Here is a 16,319-nt window from a genome sequence, read left to right as displayed (position 1 = left end):
GTTTTATATATAATATTATATAAACTGCAGCGTTGCACCGGCAAATTTGTAACCATTATTATTCGCCCCGCTTATTTGGCGTATAAATGGATTACTTCACATGACTATTAAATACAATTTACTGATTGCTGCCACGTTATTTGCAACCTCTTCTGCAATGGCCGGTGATTTTTCACTTGGCGCGGGGGCCGTATTTAATGAGTCTCCTTATAAAGGCTATAACGAAAATACCACCGCGGTGCCGTTAATTAGCTATGAGGGCGATCGCTTCTATGTTCGCCAGACCACGGGCGGATGGATCCTGTGGAAAGACGCAAAAAATGAACTCAGCCTGACCGCATCCTGGATGCCGCTGCATTTTGATCCGGATGATAACGACGACCACCAGATGAAGCAGCTTGATGAGCGTAAAGCCTCTGCGTTCCTCGGCGGTGCGTACTACCGCCACGAAAGCTGGGGTTCTCTGAAAGTGGCGGTCTCAGGCGATGCCACGGATGAAAGCGGCGGCGTGGTGGGCGAGGTATCCTACTTCCGTCCAATCAGGATGGAGCGTTTGACCCTGACGCCTTCTGTCGGTGTTTTTTACAGCGACGAGAGCTATAACGACTACTACTACGGCGTATCCGGCAGCGAGTCACGCCGCTCAGGGCTGGATCAATACACCGCCGGCGACAGCTGGACGCCCTACATTGGTCTGGTAGCTAAATATCAGTTAACCCAGAAGCTGTACCTCAACGCCAGCGCGGTCTACACCGTGTTGCCTGATGACGTGAAGAACAGCCCGATGATCGACCGCGATGATAGCTTCGCGCTAATGACCGGCCTGACCTGGCGCTTCTGATGCGGTAAAGCCGGGCGACGGCGTTGCCTTGCCCGGCCTACGATCTTGCCTGCATTTTTATCTGCAATACAACGTATTCCTTTTTCATTTCTCGATGCTTCTTCCTGTTCCGCCAAAACACGGCTGCACTGATGTTCCTTATGCGCTAATGTGTTTCGACCCGATAGCAATGGTGTGTATCATGTGTATAATCATGGAAGGACTGGGATGTGAAAAGTGCGGATGTCATTACCGTTCTGATCGGCCACGGCTGGAAATGTGTCAGAACGAAAGGAAGCCATCATCAGTTTCGCCATCCCGAACAGAAAGGGCTGGTTACTGTCCCACATCCTAAGAAGGATATTAAACCGGGCACGCTCGCGCAGATATGGCGGCAGGCGGGAATTAAACACTGATATCAGGAGTAGTTATGTTTTATCCGGCTTACATTCATTCTGACACCGACGGTAGCGCCAGCGGCTTTTTTCCTGACGTTCCAGGCTGTTTTTTTGCAGGTGATTCCCTGGACGACGCTTTTCAGGATGCACGTGAGGCGCTCACCGCGCACTTCGAAGCGCTGTTTGAAATGGATGAAGCACTTCCTCTTCCGGGTAATGTGGAAGCGCATCTGGAAAGTCGTCCTGAGGATTTCATCGGCGGGCAATGGCTGTTGGTAGATATCAATATGAAACAGTTCGACGGCAGGACCGAGCGTATCAACATCACGATGCCTCGGCGTTTGCTGGTAAAGATTGACTCTTTTGTCAGCGAGCATCCTCAGTTCGGTAATCGAAGCGCATTTCTGGCTGAGGCAGCACGTCGCGTGCTGCCTGGGTAAAAATTAACTATAGAGAGCTGCGGTTGCTTTTAGAATATCCTCAAAAATATAAATATCATCCACCATCGCTATGGGATGGCGCGTTTCGTTTTTTTCTATATCGAAAAGACCGATGTATTTTTGTGAGCGATTAAAATGCAATCGGCAAAGGGGTTTGCGGTTGTTATCGTCTACAAGGACTCCACAATAACTCTTTGTGTCTCTATGGGTAATGCGCGGTGCCTCCAGTACAGTCCGAGTAATTGCTTTTACAATATGAAAACCTTCTAATTCTTCTAAAGTTGTAACGATATCATTTTCATCTTTATGATCGTCTTCTTCGAGAGGCTGTGTTTCGATTGGAGGTTCGATGGGGGTAGGAGTAATACCAGTAATAGCTGATTTAAGCCTCTCATTAACTTGATCATTTATATACTGGCTTGCGGCCTTTTTCGTAAGATTTAGAAATGACTCTCTTACTTTTTGGGTTAGCATCCCGTCATATACTCTGGATGCGAAGAATTTAACGAAGTCATCCTCAGGATTGTTTAGTTGTGAATGTAGTATTCTTTTAATCTGACTGACGTATTTCAATTCTCCAGCAGCATTAATAATTGATTCAAGATCAAATGATGATTTTGTCAATTTTTTTAATTCAGGGACAACATTTTCATCAATATCAAGTAGGTCGACTTCCAAAAAAGGTTTCTCATCCATCTTATTAGGTGCATCAAGATCGGTATAAAATCTATATATTTGCCCGTTTGTTAAGATTGATATCCGTGCATTTGTAACGTGAAAGTATCTAAAAAGCTGCGATGCATGATTAATATTTAACGGCTCGCCAATTTTTTTACATTCAATAAGTATCTGTACATCATTATTTTTCATTATTGCATAATCAATTTTCTCGCCCTTTTTAGTGCCTATATCACATACAAATTCAGGGGTGACTTCAGAAGGATCAAAAACATCGTGACCTAAAACATTATGAATAAAAGGCATCACAAACGCAGTTTTTGTTGCTTCTTCGGTATTGATTACTTCAATTTGTTGTCTGATTTTAGTAGATAATGCATTTAATCTTTCTGTAAATTCCATTGGACACCCTTATTTTTCTACTGTGTGTCTTGATGGAATAGCATTAAAATGCATGTCATTCAATGCTAGCCAGAATTAATTAGCAGCAAAAAAATATTTCCGAGGTTTAGATCACAGACTCGTTAAACTAAAAACAGATAAATAAGGCTGATGCCGTCTAGTTTATTAAGTATTATATATATATCGTTATGTTTTATTTTTCTTGTTTATGTTTTATTACCCTCGACAACCTGGCCCGTGGCGATGTTCACACCACCATATCCTCCGCCGTCATCACGTCGTATTCCACACCGGACGGTTTAATGACCATCATGCCGCTTTCGCGGTCTACCGCGCTGACGTTGCCCCACCCACTATGCTGCGTTGATCCTGTCAGTATTCGGGCTGAAAAGCTTACTGCATTTTATTGAAATTCCACGTAAACGTCAGACTGTAGCGCCAGTCTCTGTTGCGGCTATCTGTCGGAACATCCCCAACGGGCTTTGCCGCCTCAACCGTGATGGTATAGTGGCGGGTATCGCCTACCATCACGCCGGTCGCCACTGACCCGAGCCGCTGATGAGGTAAACCGGAGGTGTTAAACCAGGTCTGCGCGGTATCGGCCAGGATGTAGGGTTGGATGGTGGCAAGCCAGGTACTCTCTTTTCGCATCTGGATATAGCGCAGTTCTACCTGCCCGCCATAGCCGTAATCACCGCTTGCTTCACTGTCCTGGTATCCACGGCCAAACCGCTGGGCACCGAAGCTAACGCGTTCGGGCTCTGGCAACGTGTTGTTTGACCAGTCTCCCTCCCAGGACGTTGATAGCCGCCACTTGTCGGCAAACAGCCAGGCAGCGTCCAGGTAGCTTTTTGTGAGCGTAAAATTCATATTGGGTTTAGGGGCTGAGACGATATCGGCCCCCATCGCATCAATACCCTGACGGACGTTGAGTCGGCCGCTGATGCTGGCTGCGGTGAATTGATGCGCACCGTTGATACCCACTTCCAGCGCAGGATAACGCGCGTGTTGGTTGACGGAGTCCAGACTATAGGTCTTGCCCTGTAGTCTGGCCTGTAGAGCATAATCATCCTGGCGGTCGGTATAATCAAAACCGCCGGTCAGATTAATTTGGGATTTTTGCGTCAGCAGCAGGGAATAGCCAAACGTCACGCCGCCGTTGTACTGCGTTGTTTTTTGCTTTGAATCGACCTGGATATTATTCGGCAAAGTGAGCAGGGGCGAAAAATCTCGCGGATCTTCACGGTAATAGCTGCCTTTGAGCTGCATCGTCAGCCCTTCATCATTTAAAAACTGCTGCCAGTTCAGGCCGACATAGTTTTTTCGCGTGTTGCTATCTAACGGCACAAGCGTGGCCACGCCCAACTGATCGCCATAGCTTGTCATGTTGCTGAGCGTGCCGTTCAGCATCATTAAATCTTGCCCTTTACGGGTGTCGATCGTGGAGGCGATATTCCAGCTCCGCTCCTGATTACCGGTTATCTGCATCGCTGCCGCGCCATAGATATTGGTTGGCAGCTGCGCGTTGGCCGTGACCGGAACGTTTGGGGTACGGGTCATCAGCTGGCTATAGCGATCGAACGTATCCTGAGACAGGGGTTTTTCCGCCATGATTTTTTCTGACAATCGTTTAAGACGCTCGGCGATGTGAGGGTTATTACTGGTGATGTCACTGTGAGCGACATACCCTTCAACCAGAACAATTTTAATATTTCCCTGCTGGAAATTATCATCCGGCAGCCAGGCATAGGAGAGCGAAAAACCGTCGGCCTTATAGCGCGCCGTAATATTATTTACCAGCCCCGTGAGCGTTTTTAGCGGCACGGTTTTTCCGGCGTAAGGTCTGAAGGGCTGAAGTAATTCCTTTAAGGGATAACGCGTGCCGCCAATAAACTGAATATGATTAATGGTAATGGGCGTTTCAGGCGTCAGCGTTGACTGCGGTTTTTCTATTTTGACTTTCGGCTGTGGGACGGCCTCAGTCTGTTCGGGGGCAATATTACGAGAAACTTGCGCCGGGTTATCGGGATTAATAATAGAGGGCAGTGTATCGGCGCGGGCCATGCTCAGCACAACCAGCCCCGTCAGCGAAAAAAGGAAGTGGTTTTTCATCGCGCTATCCCTGTTCGTCATCCCCGGTTGGGGTGAGTGTCGCTGTATAAAGCGCCCCTGAACCAGGGGCGCAGATAGGCAATAATAAAATTACTGTTTTGGCGTCAGCAGACCGGTGGTTAACGTGTTGAGTCCGTTAACCGGATTCGATGTTGACGTATTTTGGCTTGATGTTGTTGCTGCGTTGGCCGTAACGCCCGCAGTCAGGGTATTGAGAGTCGTATTGACCGTTGCACCCAGACTGTTGTTCGTGGCCGCCACATTTGCATTGGCTGTGAGAGAGCCCGATCCTCCTCCGCTTGTTGAAGAGGCGGGTTTGACCAGCGTACCGCTATCCGTCACCGTCTGGCCGACATTTTGAACGACCTGACCGACACCGTTAAGCCCGCTATTACTGTTGCTGACGTTGGTCCCCACGCCGCTGACGGTGTTACCCACCTGGGTCAGCAGACCGTTGACCGGTGTACCGAGCCCCGTCGTGGTGCCCACGCTTTGCGTCACACCCTGTACCCCGCCCAGCGTCTTGTTAGCCACTGTCGTGGTATCGGTTGTTATCTGAGTGACCGCAGGGCTGCTTACCGTGTTAGTGAGCCCCGTGCCGGTGTTACTGACCAGTTGCCCGGTACTGTTGACCACGCTGCCCGTCAGGCCGGTTACGCCGCTGACCGGTGTTCCGGAAGTGGAACTCGCCAGGCCCGTGCCTACCGTTGAAACGGTATTGCCCAGGGAGGTGACCGACGTGGTCACGCCTTTAACCGTTGTACCCACACCGTTTGCGTTGTTTGGATCGCCAACGCCAGTCGTGACGCCTGTCCCCACGGTGGACACGGCGCTGCCAACGCCGCTAACGGTGGTTGAGACGGTTGACGTGACGGGATTATTCGTTGGAAGCTGGCTTCCGAGACCATCTACCGTCGATCCGACGCTGGTCACTGTTTTACCGGCATCACCCAGTATCGTATTGACGCCAGCGGTAGTGGTGCCGCCACCGCCCGTGTTGCCATTTCCGGTGCCTCCGCTGCCATTGCCTCCTGAGCCTGAGCCTGAGCCTGACCCCGATCCTGAACCTGAGCCTGAACCCGTTCCGCCACCAGCGCCTGTACCGGTACCTGAACCCGTTCCGGTACCCGAACCGTTGCTGCCCGAACCGCCATTACTGGCGGTTGAGCCACTTCCATCACCTGAGCCGCTGCTGCTTCCTGTCGCAGGGTTATTCTTGGCCGTTGAGTGATGAGAGCCGCCACCGCTTCCACTGCAGGCAGAAAGAGAGAACGCGAGCAGTACCGCAACAGCAATAGCGCTGATGCGACTAACATTATTAGGTAGCATATGAATACTCCACGCAAAAGAACGCCGAGCGGCGTATTAGTGAGTATATGCAATATTTTAAAATATGCATGAAAGCCACCAGGGACGGTATATTTCTGTATTGCAGGTGATTAATTCAAAATAACAATAAGTTAGGATCTTTAATTATTTCTTAATTATTGAAGGGGTAGTTAGTGAATGTAAATTAAAGGAATATTCTTAAGGAAACTTAACGGCGAGGATAACTAAAATACTACAGGATATATCTTTAATTTAAGATTCAGATCACGGAAAAATAAGGCTCTTCATTTGAAGAGCCTTATTTTTTAACAATTGCCTTCGTGCCAGGCTTTTTCGATCTCTTCGGCGAGAATTTTAACGCCCGCTTCGATTTTTGCCGGATCGGGCACGTAGTTCATGCGCATGCACTGGTGCGTGTGCGGCCACGGCTTATCCAGACCCGGGAAGAAGTAATCGCCCGGCACCATCAGCACGCCACGCTTTTTCAGTCGCTGATAGAGCAGTTCTGTAGTGATCGGCAAATCCTTAAACCACAGCCACAGGAAAATCGCTCCTTCAGGTTTGTGGATCAGGCAGCGTTCTTCCGGTAAGTAGCGGCGAAGCGTCGCAATCGTCTCCTGAACGCGCTGGTAATAGAACGGTTTGATGACTTCATTAGACAGACGCAGCAGGTCGTTGCGCTTGATCATTTCGCACATCATCGCCGGACCGATACCGCCTGGTGAAAGGCTGATAATGCCGTTCATATTGGTAATGGCGGTGATGATTTTCTCGTTGGCGATGATGATGCCGCAGCGGCTGCCCGGCAGACCCAGCTTGGAGAGGCTCATGCACAGGACAATGTTCGGGTTCCACAGCGGACGTGCTTCGCTGAAGATAATGCCCGGGAACGGCACGCCGTAGGCATTGTCGATCACCAGCGGGATGCCGTGCTGATTCGCCAGGACATCCAGCTTCATCAGTTCGTCGTCGGTAATCACGTTGCCCGTTGGGTTCGTCGGGCGCGATACGCAGATCATCCCCGTCTCTTCACCAATATGCAGGTGTTCAAAATCGACGTGATATTTGAACTGGCCTTCCGGCAGCAGCTCGATGTTCGGGCGCGCGGAGACGAACAGATCCTCTTCCAGGCCGGAATCAGCATAGCCGATATACTCCGGTGCCAGCGGGAACAGCACCTTTTTGGTGGTGCCGTCGGCACGACGCCCTGCGAAGAGGTTAAACAAGTAGAAAAACGCGCTCTGGCTGCCGTTTGTTAGTGCAATATTCTGTGGTTCGATATCCCAGCCCAGCTCTTCACGCAGCATTTTGGCAAGGAGAGTCAGTAGCTCGGTTTTACCCTGCGGACCGTCGTAATTGCAGAGCGCATCGGTCGCTTTGCCGTTTTCCAGCATCTGCGCGAGCAGCGTCTGGAAATAGGTTGTCATCTCCGGAATTTGCGCCGGGTTTCCGCCGCCGAGCATGATGGCACCCGGTGTGCGCAGCCCGTCGTTGAGGTCCTCCATCAGGCGAGTAATGCCTGAATGGCGGGTGAATTTGTCGCCAAAAAGTGAAAACGTCATAGCAGGTGTTCTATCGAGCTTATTTTGAAAGTGGGTAACCATAACGCTAGCACTGTGCTGGTGCAAATCGGGAGATGTGGTCGGATTTGTTGTTTTGTATGGCGGAGTGGGATTTATGTAGTGAATAGTTCTGGTGGGTTTCACCCCTCACCCCGGCCTTCTCCCCATGCGGGGAGAGGGCCAGGGTGAGGGGGGGATAATTATTGATTACCCGCCCATACCACCATCACCTTATCGCCCTTGTGCTCGCGTACGAAGCCGTACCCCTCTTTCAGCGACAGCGTGGTTTGCTTGCCTTCACCGATCGCCGGATGGCGGGCGCGGAACTGGCCCAGCGTTTGCCAGTGGGCGACGGTTAAGGCCTGCTTGCCCGTCACGTCCTGCCAGTTCATATCCGAGCGTGTACCCTGCAGCGGGTCAGACCCCGTCGGGCCAAACGGACGCTCGGATTCATCACCGTAATAGATTTGTACGCTGCCCGGTGCCAGCAGGAGCAGCTCCGCAGCGCGCTGGCCTCCTTCGCGGAACAGGCGTGTGTCATGGGAGGAGAGATAGCTCAGCACGTTGAAGCTTTGCAGCTTTTCCGCCATTTGCTGCCAGGTGAGATCCATATCGGCCAGGCAATCCACCGCTTTTGCCGCCTGCTCCTGATAATCAAAGTTGATCATCGCGTCGAAACCGTGGCGGTAATAGTCGCTTTGCATCACTCCGTGGCCCCAGGACTCGCCGGTCATCCAGAACGGTGCGTTATCGAGCTTTTTGTCCGGGTTGGCCCCTTTCCACGCGGCCAGCGCCTGACTAGCCTGGTCCTTTAACTGTTGCCAGGCCGCAAGCTCGACGTGCTTCGCGGTATCTACCCGGAAACCGTCAATGCCGTAGTCGCGCACCCACTGGCTGAGCCAGTGGGTGAGATAGTCGCGCGGGGTATATCCCGGGATGGCTTTCGCGTGGGTATCGGGCTTGTGCTGATAAAAGTTGGGTAATCCGGAAGGGGCGGTGGATTCCGTTTTCAGATCCGGTAGGAACGCCAGCGACATGGTTAAATCGTCGAAGCCGGGGTTGTCGTAATCACCAATGTCGGTGCGGATCCATTTCTTGCCCCACCATTTTTCCCATGCGGCTTTGTCGCTAAAGTTGATGTAATCGTTGAAGCTATGCCAGCTTTGGCCCGCGCCCGGCTTCCAGTCCGTCCAGCGGTCGCCCAGGGTCTTTTTCAGCTCATCACCCTGCAGATACAGCGCGCCAAACTGGTACTCCTGCATGTCCGCAAGCGTCGCGTAGCCCGCGTGGTTCATGACGATATCGAACAGGATGCGAATGCCGCGCCTGTGCGCTTCATCAACAAGATGGCGCAGATCATCCTCGGTGCCCATGTTGGCATCGAGCTTCGTCCAGTCCTGGGTGTAGTAGCCGTGATAGGCATAGTGTGGGAAGTCCCCTTTGGTGCCACCGCCTACCCAGCCGTGGATCTGCTCAAGCGGGGAACTTATCCAGAGCGCGTTCACCCCCAGCTGCTGTAAATAGTCGAGCCTGCTGGCGAGCCCTTTGAGATCGCCACCGTGGAAGGTGCCAATCTCCTGCATGCCGTCTTTGTGACGACCGTAGCTGTTGTCGTTGCCCGGGTCGCCATTCACAAAGCGGTCGGTTAGCACAAAATAGACGGTGGCGTTCTGCCAGCTAAACGGCGCTGGTTTGTCGGTTTCGGCGCGCTCAAGCAGCAGCAGGCCACCACTGCTGGCGTCTGGCTGCAGGGTTATGTTTCCGTTCTGCACTGTCGCGGTCTGTTTGCTGTAGAAATCACGCACCACGGTGCCTTCCGGGAAGGTATGGCTGACGTCCAGCGTCAGCGGTTTACCGTCCCACTTCGGGCACTGGCGGATAACGCTTGCAACCGGCTGTTCTGCGGTACTCTGAATTGTCAGCAGCAGCGTGGGCGTGCCGGATCGGGTATCAATCCGCATCTGGTATTCACCGTCGCGGAAAAGGCGCCACTGCGGCGGAGACCCGTCGCAGGGCTTGAGCGACAGCATCTCATTGAGTTTTATCGCCTCCGAAGGCTGCCAGCACGTCTTGTCAAAACCCAGCGTCAGAGGACGCGTACCCTTCGTAAGCTTTGCCTGGCTGGTGAAAACCCCGGTGCCTTCGGCGCGAAATGCGCTAAACCCCGGCGATGACCAGTCGGCATGTGCCAGAGCGGGTAACATCAGAAAAGCTAATGCGGTGCGTTTCATTCCATTTTCCTGTCGCGGCATTTTTGACCAGTGTGCCATCAGGTTGTGGTTAAAAACTCATCCTCCATCGCTTTCTGTCGGGAGGATCTGTGAGGATGAGTGATCCCGCGCGAAATGAGACAGTTATCTGCGATATCGCACACATTTTTTCAGGAATGATGTTTTTATGAGCAAGTTTCAGGTGACATAGTTTCGGATTTGGACTATTTCTATACGTGCTCTTGAAGTCTATTTTTGATATGATTTGAGATTCCGCTCTCAAATTTGTGAAAAAAATAAGGTGTTGGGATGATTACATCCGACCAGGAGACCTAATGATATCGACTCCCATTCGACGATATGGGGCCGCGATACTCATGTTACTCACCACGACATTTTCGGGTGGGGTGCTTGCGAAGACGCACACGGATACAACGAGTAAGAAAGCCCACGTAATAAAGACGACAAGTAGTAAGGTTAGCAGTAAACAAGAGTATTCTCGCAATAGTGCAAAGAGTAGTTCACTTCCTGATTTGCGAAAATACCCTTCCGGAACACCAAGAAAAAAAGCGTTTCTCCGGACGGTAATGCCTTACATAACAAGTCAAAATGCCGCGATTACGGCGGATCGTAACTGGTTAATTTCAAAACAGTACGATAGCCGCTGGTCGCCGTCTGAACGCGCGCGTCTGAAAGACATCACGAAGCGCTACAAACTGAGCTGGAACGGTAACACGCGTCGCGTACCGTGGAATGCTCTCCTTGAGCGTGTGGACATTATCCCAGGCAGCATGGTAGCGACCATGGCAGCAGCCGAAAGCGGCTGGGGAACCTCTAAGCTGGCGCGTAATAACAACAACCTGTTCGGCATGAAATGTGCGAAAGGGCGTTGTACGAATGCGCCTGGCAAGGTGAAAGGCTATTCGCAGTTTGAATCTGTGAAAGATTCCGTGAACGCCTATGTGGTGAATCTGAACACGCACCCGGCCTACTCATCGTTCCGTAAATCACGCGCTCAGCTGCGTAAAGCGGACCAGGAAGTGACGGCCAGTACGATGATCCACAAGCTGAAAGGTTATTCGACGAAGGGACAGAGCTATAACAACTATCTGTTTGCTATGTACCAGGATAACCAGCGCTTAATCGCCGCCCATATGTAATCTCAAAAAAACGCCTTCCACTGGAAGGCGTTTTCTTTTCTAGATCAGCACCTCGCTGTGGCGATCCCGGTACTCTTTCGGCGTGGTGTCATACTCTTTGCGAAACACCGAATAGAAATACTGCAGCGAAGGATAGCCGCACATCTGCGAGATTTCGTTGATCGACAGTGACGTAGAGACAAGCAGGCTGCGGGCCTTCTCCAGCTTCTCCGCATGAATGACGGCATGAATGGTTTCGCCCACCTCTTCTTTGAACCGCTTCTCCAGATTCGAGCGGGAAATGCCCACCGAGTCCAGGACCTGATCGACCTTAATCCCTTTGCAGGCGTGGTTGCGGATATAGTGCATGGCCTGGATGACGGCCGGGTCGCTTAGGGAGCGATAATCGGTTGAGCGACGCTCAACGACGCGGACGGGGGGAACCAGCAGGCGCTGAAGCGGCAGAGCCTCTTTATCCAGCAGACGGTGCAACAGCTTTGCTGCCTGATAGCCCATCTGACGTGTGCCCTGTGCTACGGAGGAGAGCGCCACGCGGGACAGGTAGCGGGTCAGTTCTTCGTTATCAATGCCAATCACGCACAGTTTTTCGGGCACCGGGATATGCAAATGTTCGCAGACCTGCAGCACGTGTCGGGCCCGGGCGTCCGTAACGGCAATAATGCCGGTTTGCGGTGGCAGCGTTTGCAGCCAGTCCGCCAGGCGGTTTTGCGCGTGCTGCCAGTTTTCCGGTGCGGTTTCCAGCCCCTGATAGACCACGCCGCGGTACTTCTCCTGTGCGACCAGCTGGCAAAACGCATGTTCACGCTCCACGGCCCAGCGCTTGCCGCTGGTGGTGGGTAAACCATAAAACGCGAAGCGATGGACGCCTTTTTCCTTTAAATGGAGAAAGGCGGCCTCGACCAGGGCATGATTATCGGTGGCGATGTAGTGGACCGGCGGGTAGTGTTCGGGTGAATGATACGAGCCGCCGACGCCCACAATCGGCACGTCGACGTCGGTTAGCAGCTGCTCAATGATGGGATCGTCATAGTCGGCGATAACGCCATCACCCAGCCAGTCTTTGATGTTCTCCAGACGGGTGCGGAAATCTTCTTCAATAAAAATATCCCATTCGGATTGCGACGCCTGCAAATATTCACCCACGCCTTCTACCACCTGACGGTCGTAGGCTTTGTTGGCATTGAATAACAACGTAATGCGGTGACGCTTTTCAAACATGGCTCGCTTCCCAGTTAAGTCACAATGCGGTTATCAGGCTCGTCGCTTGGTGGCAGAGTCCATCCAGACTGCCAGTAAAAGAATGGCCCCCTTGACGATATACTGCCAAAACGTCGGAACGTCCATCATACTCATCCCGTTATCCAACGACGCCATGATAAATGCCCCCATGACCGCGCCCGCCACGCTACCGATACCGCCTGCGAGGCTGGTGCCACCGATGACGCAGGCAGCGATAGCATCCAGCTCGGCGATGTTACCGGCGGAAGGAGAGCCTGCCCCCAGACGCGAGCTGAGGATCAACCCGGCGATAGCGACCATCAGGCCGTTAATGGCGAAAACCGCCAGCTTGGTACGTTCGACGTTAATACCCGACAGGCGAGCAGCTTCAAGGTTGCCGCCGATGGCATAAATACGACGGCCAAACGCGGTGCGCGTCGCCATAAACATGCCGCCGAGCAGTAACAGCGCCAGCAGCAGTACCGGCGTCGGAACGCCGCGATAGTCGTTAAGAAGCCAGATGGCGCCCAGCACAATGACCGCCGTCAGCGCCTGACGTCCTACCACGGACGTTGACGCTGGCGACGCAAGACCCAGCGCCTGACGGCGCATACGTCCACGCCATTGCCACGCGACAAACGCCAGCAGTCCCACCACGCCGATCGTAAAGCCTATGCTGTCCGGGAGGTAACTCTGGCCAATTTGGGACATCGCCGCGCTGGTCGGGGAGACGGTCGTGCCGTTGGTGATACCGATCAGGATCCCGCGGAAGGCCAGCATTCCCGCCAGGGTGACGATAAACGATGGCACCTTCCGATAGGCAACCCACCAGCCGTTCCAGGCCCCTAAAACCAGCCCCAGTACCAGCGTAACCGCGACGGTTAGCGGCAGCGGCCAGCCGAGCCAGACGTCAAAAATGGCCGCCACGCCGCCGAGAAGACCCATCATCGACCCGACCGACAGGTCGATTTCCGCAGAGATGATCACGAACACCATGCCCACGGCCAGGATGCCGGTGATGGCGGTCTGGCGGAGCAGGTTTGAGACGTTACGCGCGCTTAAGTACGAGCCATCCGTCATCCACGTGAAGAACAGCATGATGACGATAATCGCCGCGATCATCACGAAAACCTGCAGGTTCAGCGCTTTTAGCCCCGCGAACGCGCCGGGCGTCGGAACAGCGACTTTGATATCAGACGGATTGCTTTTCGACATGACGTTCGCTCCTTAAAGCGGCTTCCATCACCTGCTCCTGCGTCAGGTTCTGGTTAATCAGGTTGGCTTTCAGTTTCCCCTCGTGCATGACCAGCACGCGGTCGCTCAGGCCGAGCACTTCGGGTAACTCAGACGAGATGACAATGACGGCAATCCCTTGCTGTACAAGCTGATTAATCAGTTTGTAGATTTCGTATTTGGCACCGATATCGATCCCGCGCGTCGGCTCATCAAGGATTAATATGCGTGGATTGAGGAGCAGACAGCGCGCCAGAATCGCCTTCTGCTGGTTACCGCCGCTCAGTCGGCCAATCGCCAGTTCCGGCGAGGAGGTTTTGACCTTCAGCCGGGCAAGTGACTGGAGGATGCACTGCTGCTCGGCGGCATCATCCAGGCTGCTCAGCGCGCCGGAGAACCGATCGAGTGCCGCAAGGGTGATGTTTTTACCCACCGCCATGACCGGTACGATGCCGTCTTTTTTGCGGTCTTCCGGCACCATGGCAATGCCGCGGGCAATCGCCTGCTGGCAGTTGTCGATTCTCACGGGCTGGCCGTCTATATATATCGTGCCCTCCCAGCGCCCTGGCCACACGCCAAACAGGCACTGCACGGCTTCGGTGCGCCCGGCACCGACGAGCCCAGCAATCCCAAGAATTTCGCCGCTGTGAAGGGAAAACGAAACGTTATTGACCCGCTTAATGTGGCGGTTAACGGGGTGCCACGCGGTCAGGTTTTCCACGCGCAGCACTTCATCGCCCTGGCTGTGGGGCTCATTCGGATAGAGCGCGGTCAGCTCGCGGCCCACCATCATGGTGATGATGTCATCTTCACTCATGCCCGCAGCTTCACGCGTGCCGATGTGTTGCCCGTCGCGGATCACGCAGATGGTGTCCGAAATGGCTTTTACCTCGTTCAGCTTGTGCGAAATGTAGATGCAGGCGATACCGTGGTTTTGCAGATCGCGGATGATATTGAGCAGAACCGCAGTTTCCTGTTCGGTGAGTGACGCCGTTGGCTCATCGAGGATCAGCAGCCTGACCTGTTTATTCAGCGCCTTCGCAATTTCGACCAGCTGCTGTTGCCCCAAACCCAGATCGCCCACGCGGGTATCCGGTGAAATGTTGAGGCTCACCTGCGCCAGCAGCTTTTCACAGCGGAGCGTCATGGTGTCGTAATCCAGCACGCCGTGGCGGGAAATCTCGGCTCCGAGGAAGATGTTCTCCAGCACGGTGAGATGTTTCACCAGCGCCAGCTCCTGGTGGATGATGGCGATGCCTTTACGTTCGGTGTCGCGAATGTGCGTCGCCTGGATGACTTCACCAGCAAAGACAATTTCGCCTTCGTAACTGCCGTGCGGGTAGATCCCACACAGGACTTTCATCAGCGTTGATTTGCCCGAACCATTCTCGCCACACAGCGAAACCACTTCTCCAGGGTTCAACCGGAGACTGACGTTGTCGACGGCTTTCACCGCGCCGAAGCGCTTGGTGATGCTTTTCATTTCAAGTAAATAAGGCATAACTGCTCCACATAACCCGAGGGAAGAACAGTACAACGTGATGCGCCCCCGCAGAGCAGGGGCAGCGCCGGATTACAGTTCGCTCTTCTTGTGGAAACCGTCTTTAATAACGGTGGCGTCAATGTTCTCTTTATTGACTTCAATTGGCGTGAGCAGGCGAGCCGGAACGTCTTTCAGGCCGTTATTCAGCGTTGCATCTGCTTTAGGTTGCTTACCGTTGCCCAGCTCAACGGCAATTTCCGCCGCCGTATTGGCAAGTTCGGTAATCGGTTTGTAGACCGTCATGGTCTGAGTTCCTGCAATAATGCGTTTTACGCCCGCCAGGTCCGCATCCTGACCAGAAATCGCGACTTTACCGGCCAGCCCCTGGGCACTCAGAGCCTGAATAGCCCCGCCTGCTGTGGCATCGTTGGAGGCCACGACAGCATCAATTTTGTTGTTATTGGCCGTCAGCGCATTTTCCATAATCTTCAGGGCATTTTCTGGTAACCATCCGTCGGCCCACTGATCGCCGACCACCTTAATTTTGCCGCTGTCGATGTACGGCTTAAGGACCTTCATTTGCCCTTCGCGGAACAGTTTGGCGTTGTTATCCACCGGCGAACCGCCCATCAGGAAATAATTGCCTTGAGGCACTTTGTCGATCAGGCTTTGCGCCTGTAATTCGCCCACTTTTTCATTGTCGAAGGAAATATAATAATCAATATCGGCGTTATTAATCATGCGGTCATAAGCGAGAACTTTTATGCCTTCCTGCTTCGCTTCTTTCACCACGTTACTTAATACCTGGCCGTTATAAGGGATAATGACCAGAACATCGACTCCCCGGTTGATCATATTCTCGATCTGCGACATTTGCGTTTCTTCATTGCCGTTAGCCGACTGAACAAACACATTCGCACCGAGTGATTCCGCTTTTTTCACAAAAATATCGCGATCTTTTTGCCAGCGCTCCAGACGCAGGTCATCAATCGCCATGCCAATTTTGACCTCCTTGGCATGCCCTGCAAAGCTTACAAGGAGGAGCGTAGTGCAGAGCGTTAGGGTCAGGTTCTTTATCTTCATAATTATTAGGCCTTTTTGTAGGGGTATGTGTTGCTGAGATAAAAGAAACATTCACTGCTGGGTCGCAGCAAATTTTTAACGCGGAAAGGCGGGCTGGCAATTACAGATTTTTATCTTCTCATTACGATATTTGGTTTATTTCTGAATTTATGACCGCGATCGGATTTTAAAATTCGTAACGCCTTAATTAC

At 52.7% G+C, this 16,319-nt stretch carries 14 protein-coding genes and 1 pseudogene; 4 read left to right on the top strand and 11 right to left on the bottom strand.

All coding sequences use genetic code 11. The features are described 5' to 3' along the window. The first annotated feature begins 100 nt into the window (after nucleotides 1–100). The 3 genes from IM284_RS11845 (at nucleotide 101) to IM284_RS11835 (ending at nucleotide 1,658) form a co-directional block, all read left to right on the top strand. Nucleotides 101–841: a MipA/OmpV family protein gene (locus IM284_RS11845; RefSeq protein ID WP_047366936.1), complete on the top strand. Its 741-nt coding sequence runs from the start codon at nucleotides 101–103 to the stop codon at nucleotides 839–841. Between the two features lie 209 nt (nucleotides 842–1,050). Continuing rightward, a complete protein-coding gene (locus IM284_RS11840) occupies nucleotides 1,051–1,236 on the top strand; it encodes a type II toxin-antitoxin system HicA family toxin (protein ID WP_041911637.1) in 186 nt (61 codons plus the stop codon). Nucleotides 1,237–1,250: 14 nt separating this feature from the next. Further along, nucleotides 1,251–1,658, top strand: coding sequence for a type II toxin-antitoxin system HicB family antitoxin (locus tag IM284_RS11835; protein ID WP_047366937.1), 408 nt, complete (start codon nucleotides 1,251–1,253; stop codon nucleotides 1,656–1,658). Between the two features lie 3 nt (nucleotides 1,659–1,661). Here the strand turns inward: IM284_RS11835 and IM284_RS11830 are convergent, their stop codons facing one another. The 7 genes and pseudogenes from IM284_RS11830 to IM284_RS11800 all read right to left on the bottom strand — a co-directional run bounded on the left by IM284_RS11830 (nucleotide 1,662) and on the right by IM284_RS11800 (nucleotide 9,972). After that, nucleotides 1,662–2,738 (bottom strand): type I restriction endonuclease, encoded by a 1,077-nt coding sequence (locus tag IM284_RS11830; RefSeq protein ID WP_047366938.1) that lies wholly within the window; start codon nucleotides 2,736–2,738, stop codon nucleotides 1,662–1,664. Nucleotides 2,739–2,950: 212 nt separating this feature from the next. Then, nucleotides 2,951–3,087 (bottom strand): annotated as a pseudogene (locus IM284_RS11825) (class II aldolase/adducin family protein); the annotation flags it as partial. Nucleotides 3,088–3,131: 44 nt separating this feature from the next. Then, nucleotides 3,132–4,850, bottom strand: a complete 1,719-nt coding sequence (locus IM284_RS11820) for a ShlB/FhaC/HecB family hemolysin secretion/activation protein (RefSeq protein WP_193055816.1) — start codon at nucleotides 4,848–4,850, stop codon at nucleotides 3,132–3,134. A gap of 90 nt (nucleotides 4,851–4,940) precedes the next feature. Then, nucleotides 4,941–5,783: a collagen-like triple helix repeat-containing protein gene (locus tag IM284_RS11815; protein WP_182035317.1), complete on the bottom strand. Its 843-nt coding sequence runs from the start codon at nucleotides 5,781–5,783 to the stop codon at nucleotides 4,941–4,943. Continuing rightward, nucleotides 5,780–6,022, bottom strand: coding sequence for a hypothetical protein (locus IM284_RS23750; protein WP_131701642.1), 243 nt, complete (start codon nucleotides 6,020–6,022; stop codon nucleotides 5,780–5,782). The genes IM284_RS11815 and IM284_RS23750 overlap by 4 nt, the downstream gene beginning before the upstream one ends. 462 nt (nucleotides 6,023–6,484) lie before the next feature. Continuing rightward, entirely contained in the window at nucleotides 6,485–7,741 is a 1,257-nt protein-coding gene (gene avtA, locus IM284_RS11805) for a valine--pyruvate transaminase (RefSeq protein ID WP_047366941.1), read from the bottom strand. A 200-nt stretch (nucleotides 7,742–7,941) separates the two neighbouring features. After that, nucleotides 7,942–9,972 (bottom strand): alpha-amylase, encoded by a 2,031-nt coding sequence (locus IM284_RS11800; RefSeq protein ID WP_047366942.1) that lies wholly within the window; start codon nucleotides 9,970–9,972, stop codon nucleotides 7,942–7,944. A 314-nt stretch (nucleotides 9,973–10,286) separates the two neighbouring features. Here IM284_RS11800 and IM284_RS11795 point away from each other — a divergent pair, with 314 nt between their 5' ends. Beyond that, entirely contained in the window at nucleotides 10,287–11,111 is an 825-nt protein-coding gene (locus IM284_RS11795; RefSeq protein ID WP_032644950.1) for a protein bax, read from the top strand. Between the two features lie 39 nt (nucleotides 11,112–11,150). On the opposite strand, the gene xylR is transcribed toward IM284_RS11795, so the two are convergent. From xylR to xylF, 4 genes are all read right to left on the bottom strand, one after another. Then, entirely contained in the window at nucleotides 11,151–12,329 is a 1,179-nt protein-coding gene (gene xylR / locus IM284_RS11790; protein ID WP_047366943.1) for a D-xylose utilization transcriptional activator XylR, read from the bottom strand. A 33-nt stretch (nucleotides 12,330–12,362) separates the two neighbouring features. Then, the gene (gene xylH / locus IM284_RS11785) at nucleotides 12,363–13,544 is read right to left on the bottom strand and encodes a xylose ABC transporter permease XylH (protein ID WP_028015066.1); all 1,182 of its coding nucleotides are present in this window, start codon (nucleotides 13,542–13,544) and stop codon (nucleotides 12,363–12,365) included. After that, the gene (locus IM284_RS11780) at nucleotides 13,522–15,063 is read right to left on the bottom strand and encodes a xylose ABC transporter ATP-binding protein (RefSeq protein WP_041911620.1); all 1,542 of its coding nucleotides are present in this window, start codon (nucleotides 15,061–15,063) and stop codon (nucleotides 13,522–13,524) included. Before IM284_RS11780 ends, xylH begins: the two co-directional genes overlap by 23 nt. Before the next feature lie 72 nt (nucleotides 15,064–15,135). Continuing rightward, nucleotides 15,136–16,128, bottom strand: a complete 993-nt coding sequence (xylF, locus tag IM284_RS11775) for a D-xylose ABC transporter substrate-binding protein (RefSeq protein ID WP_041911619.1) — start codon at nucleotides 16,126–16,128, stop codon at nucleotides 15,136–15,138. Between the last annotated feature and the right edge of the window lie 191 nt (nucleotides 16,129–16,319).

This window comes from Enterobacter cloacae complex sp. P12RS, from assembly GCF_014895875.1.
GTDB classification, from domain to species: Bacteria; Pseudomonadota; Gammaproteobacteria; order Enterobacterales; family Enterobacteriaceae; genus Enterobacter; species Enterobacter bugandensis.
Note: the sequence above shows the minus strand (reverse complement) of the source record. Positions and strands in the feature narration are given on the sequence as shown.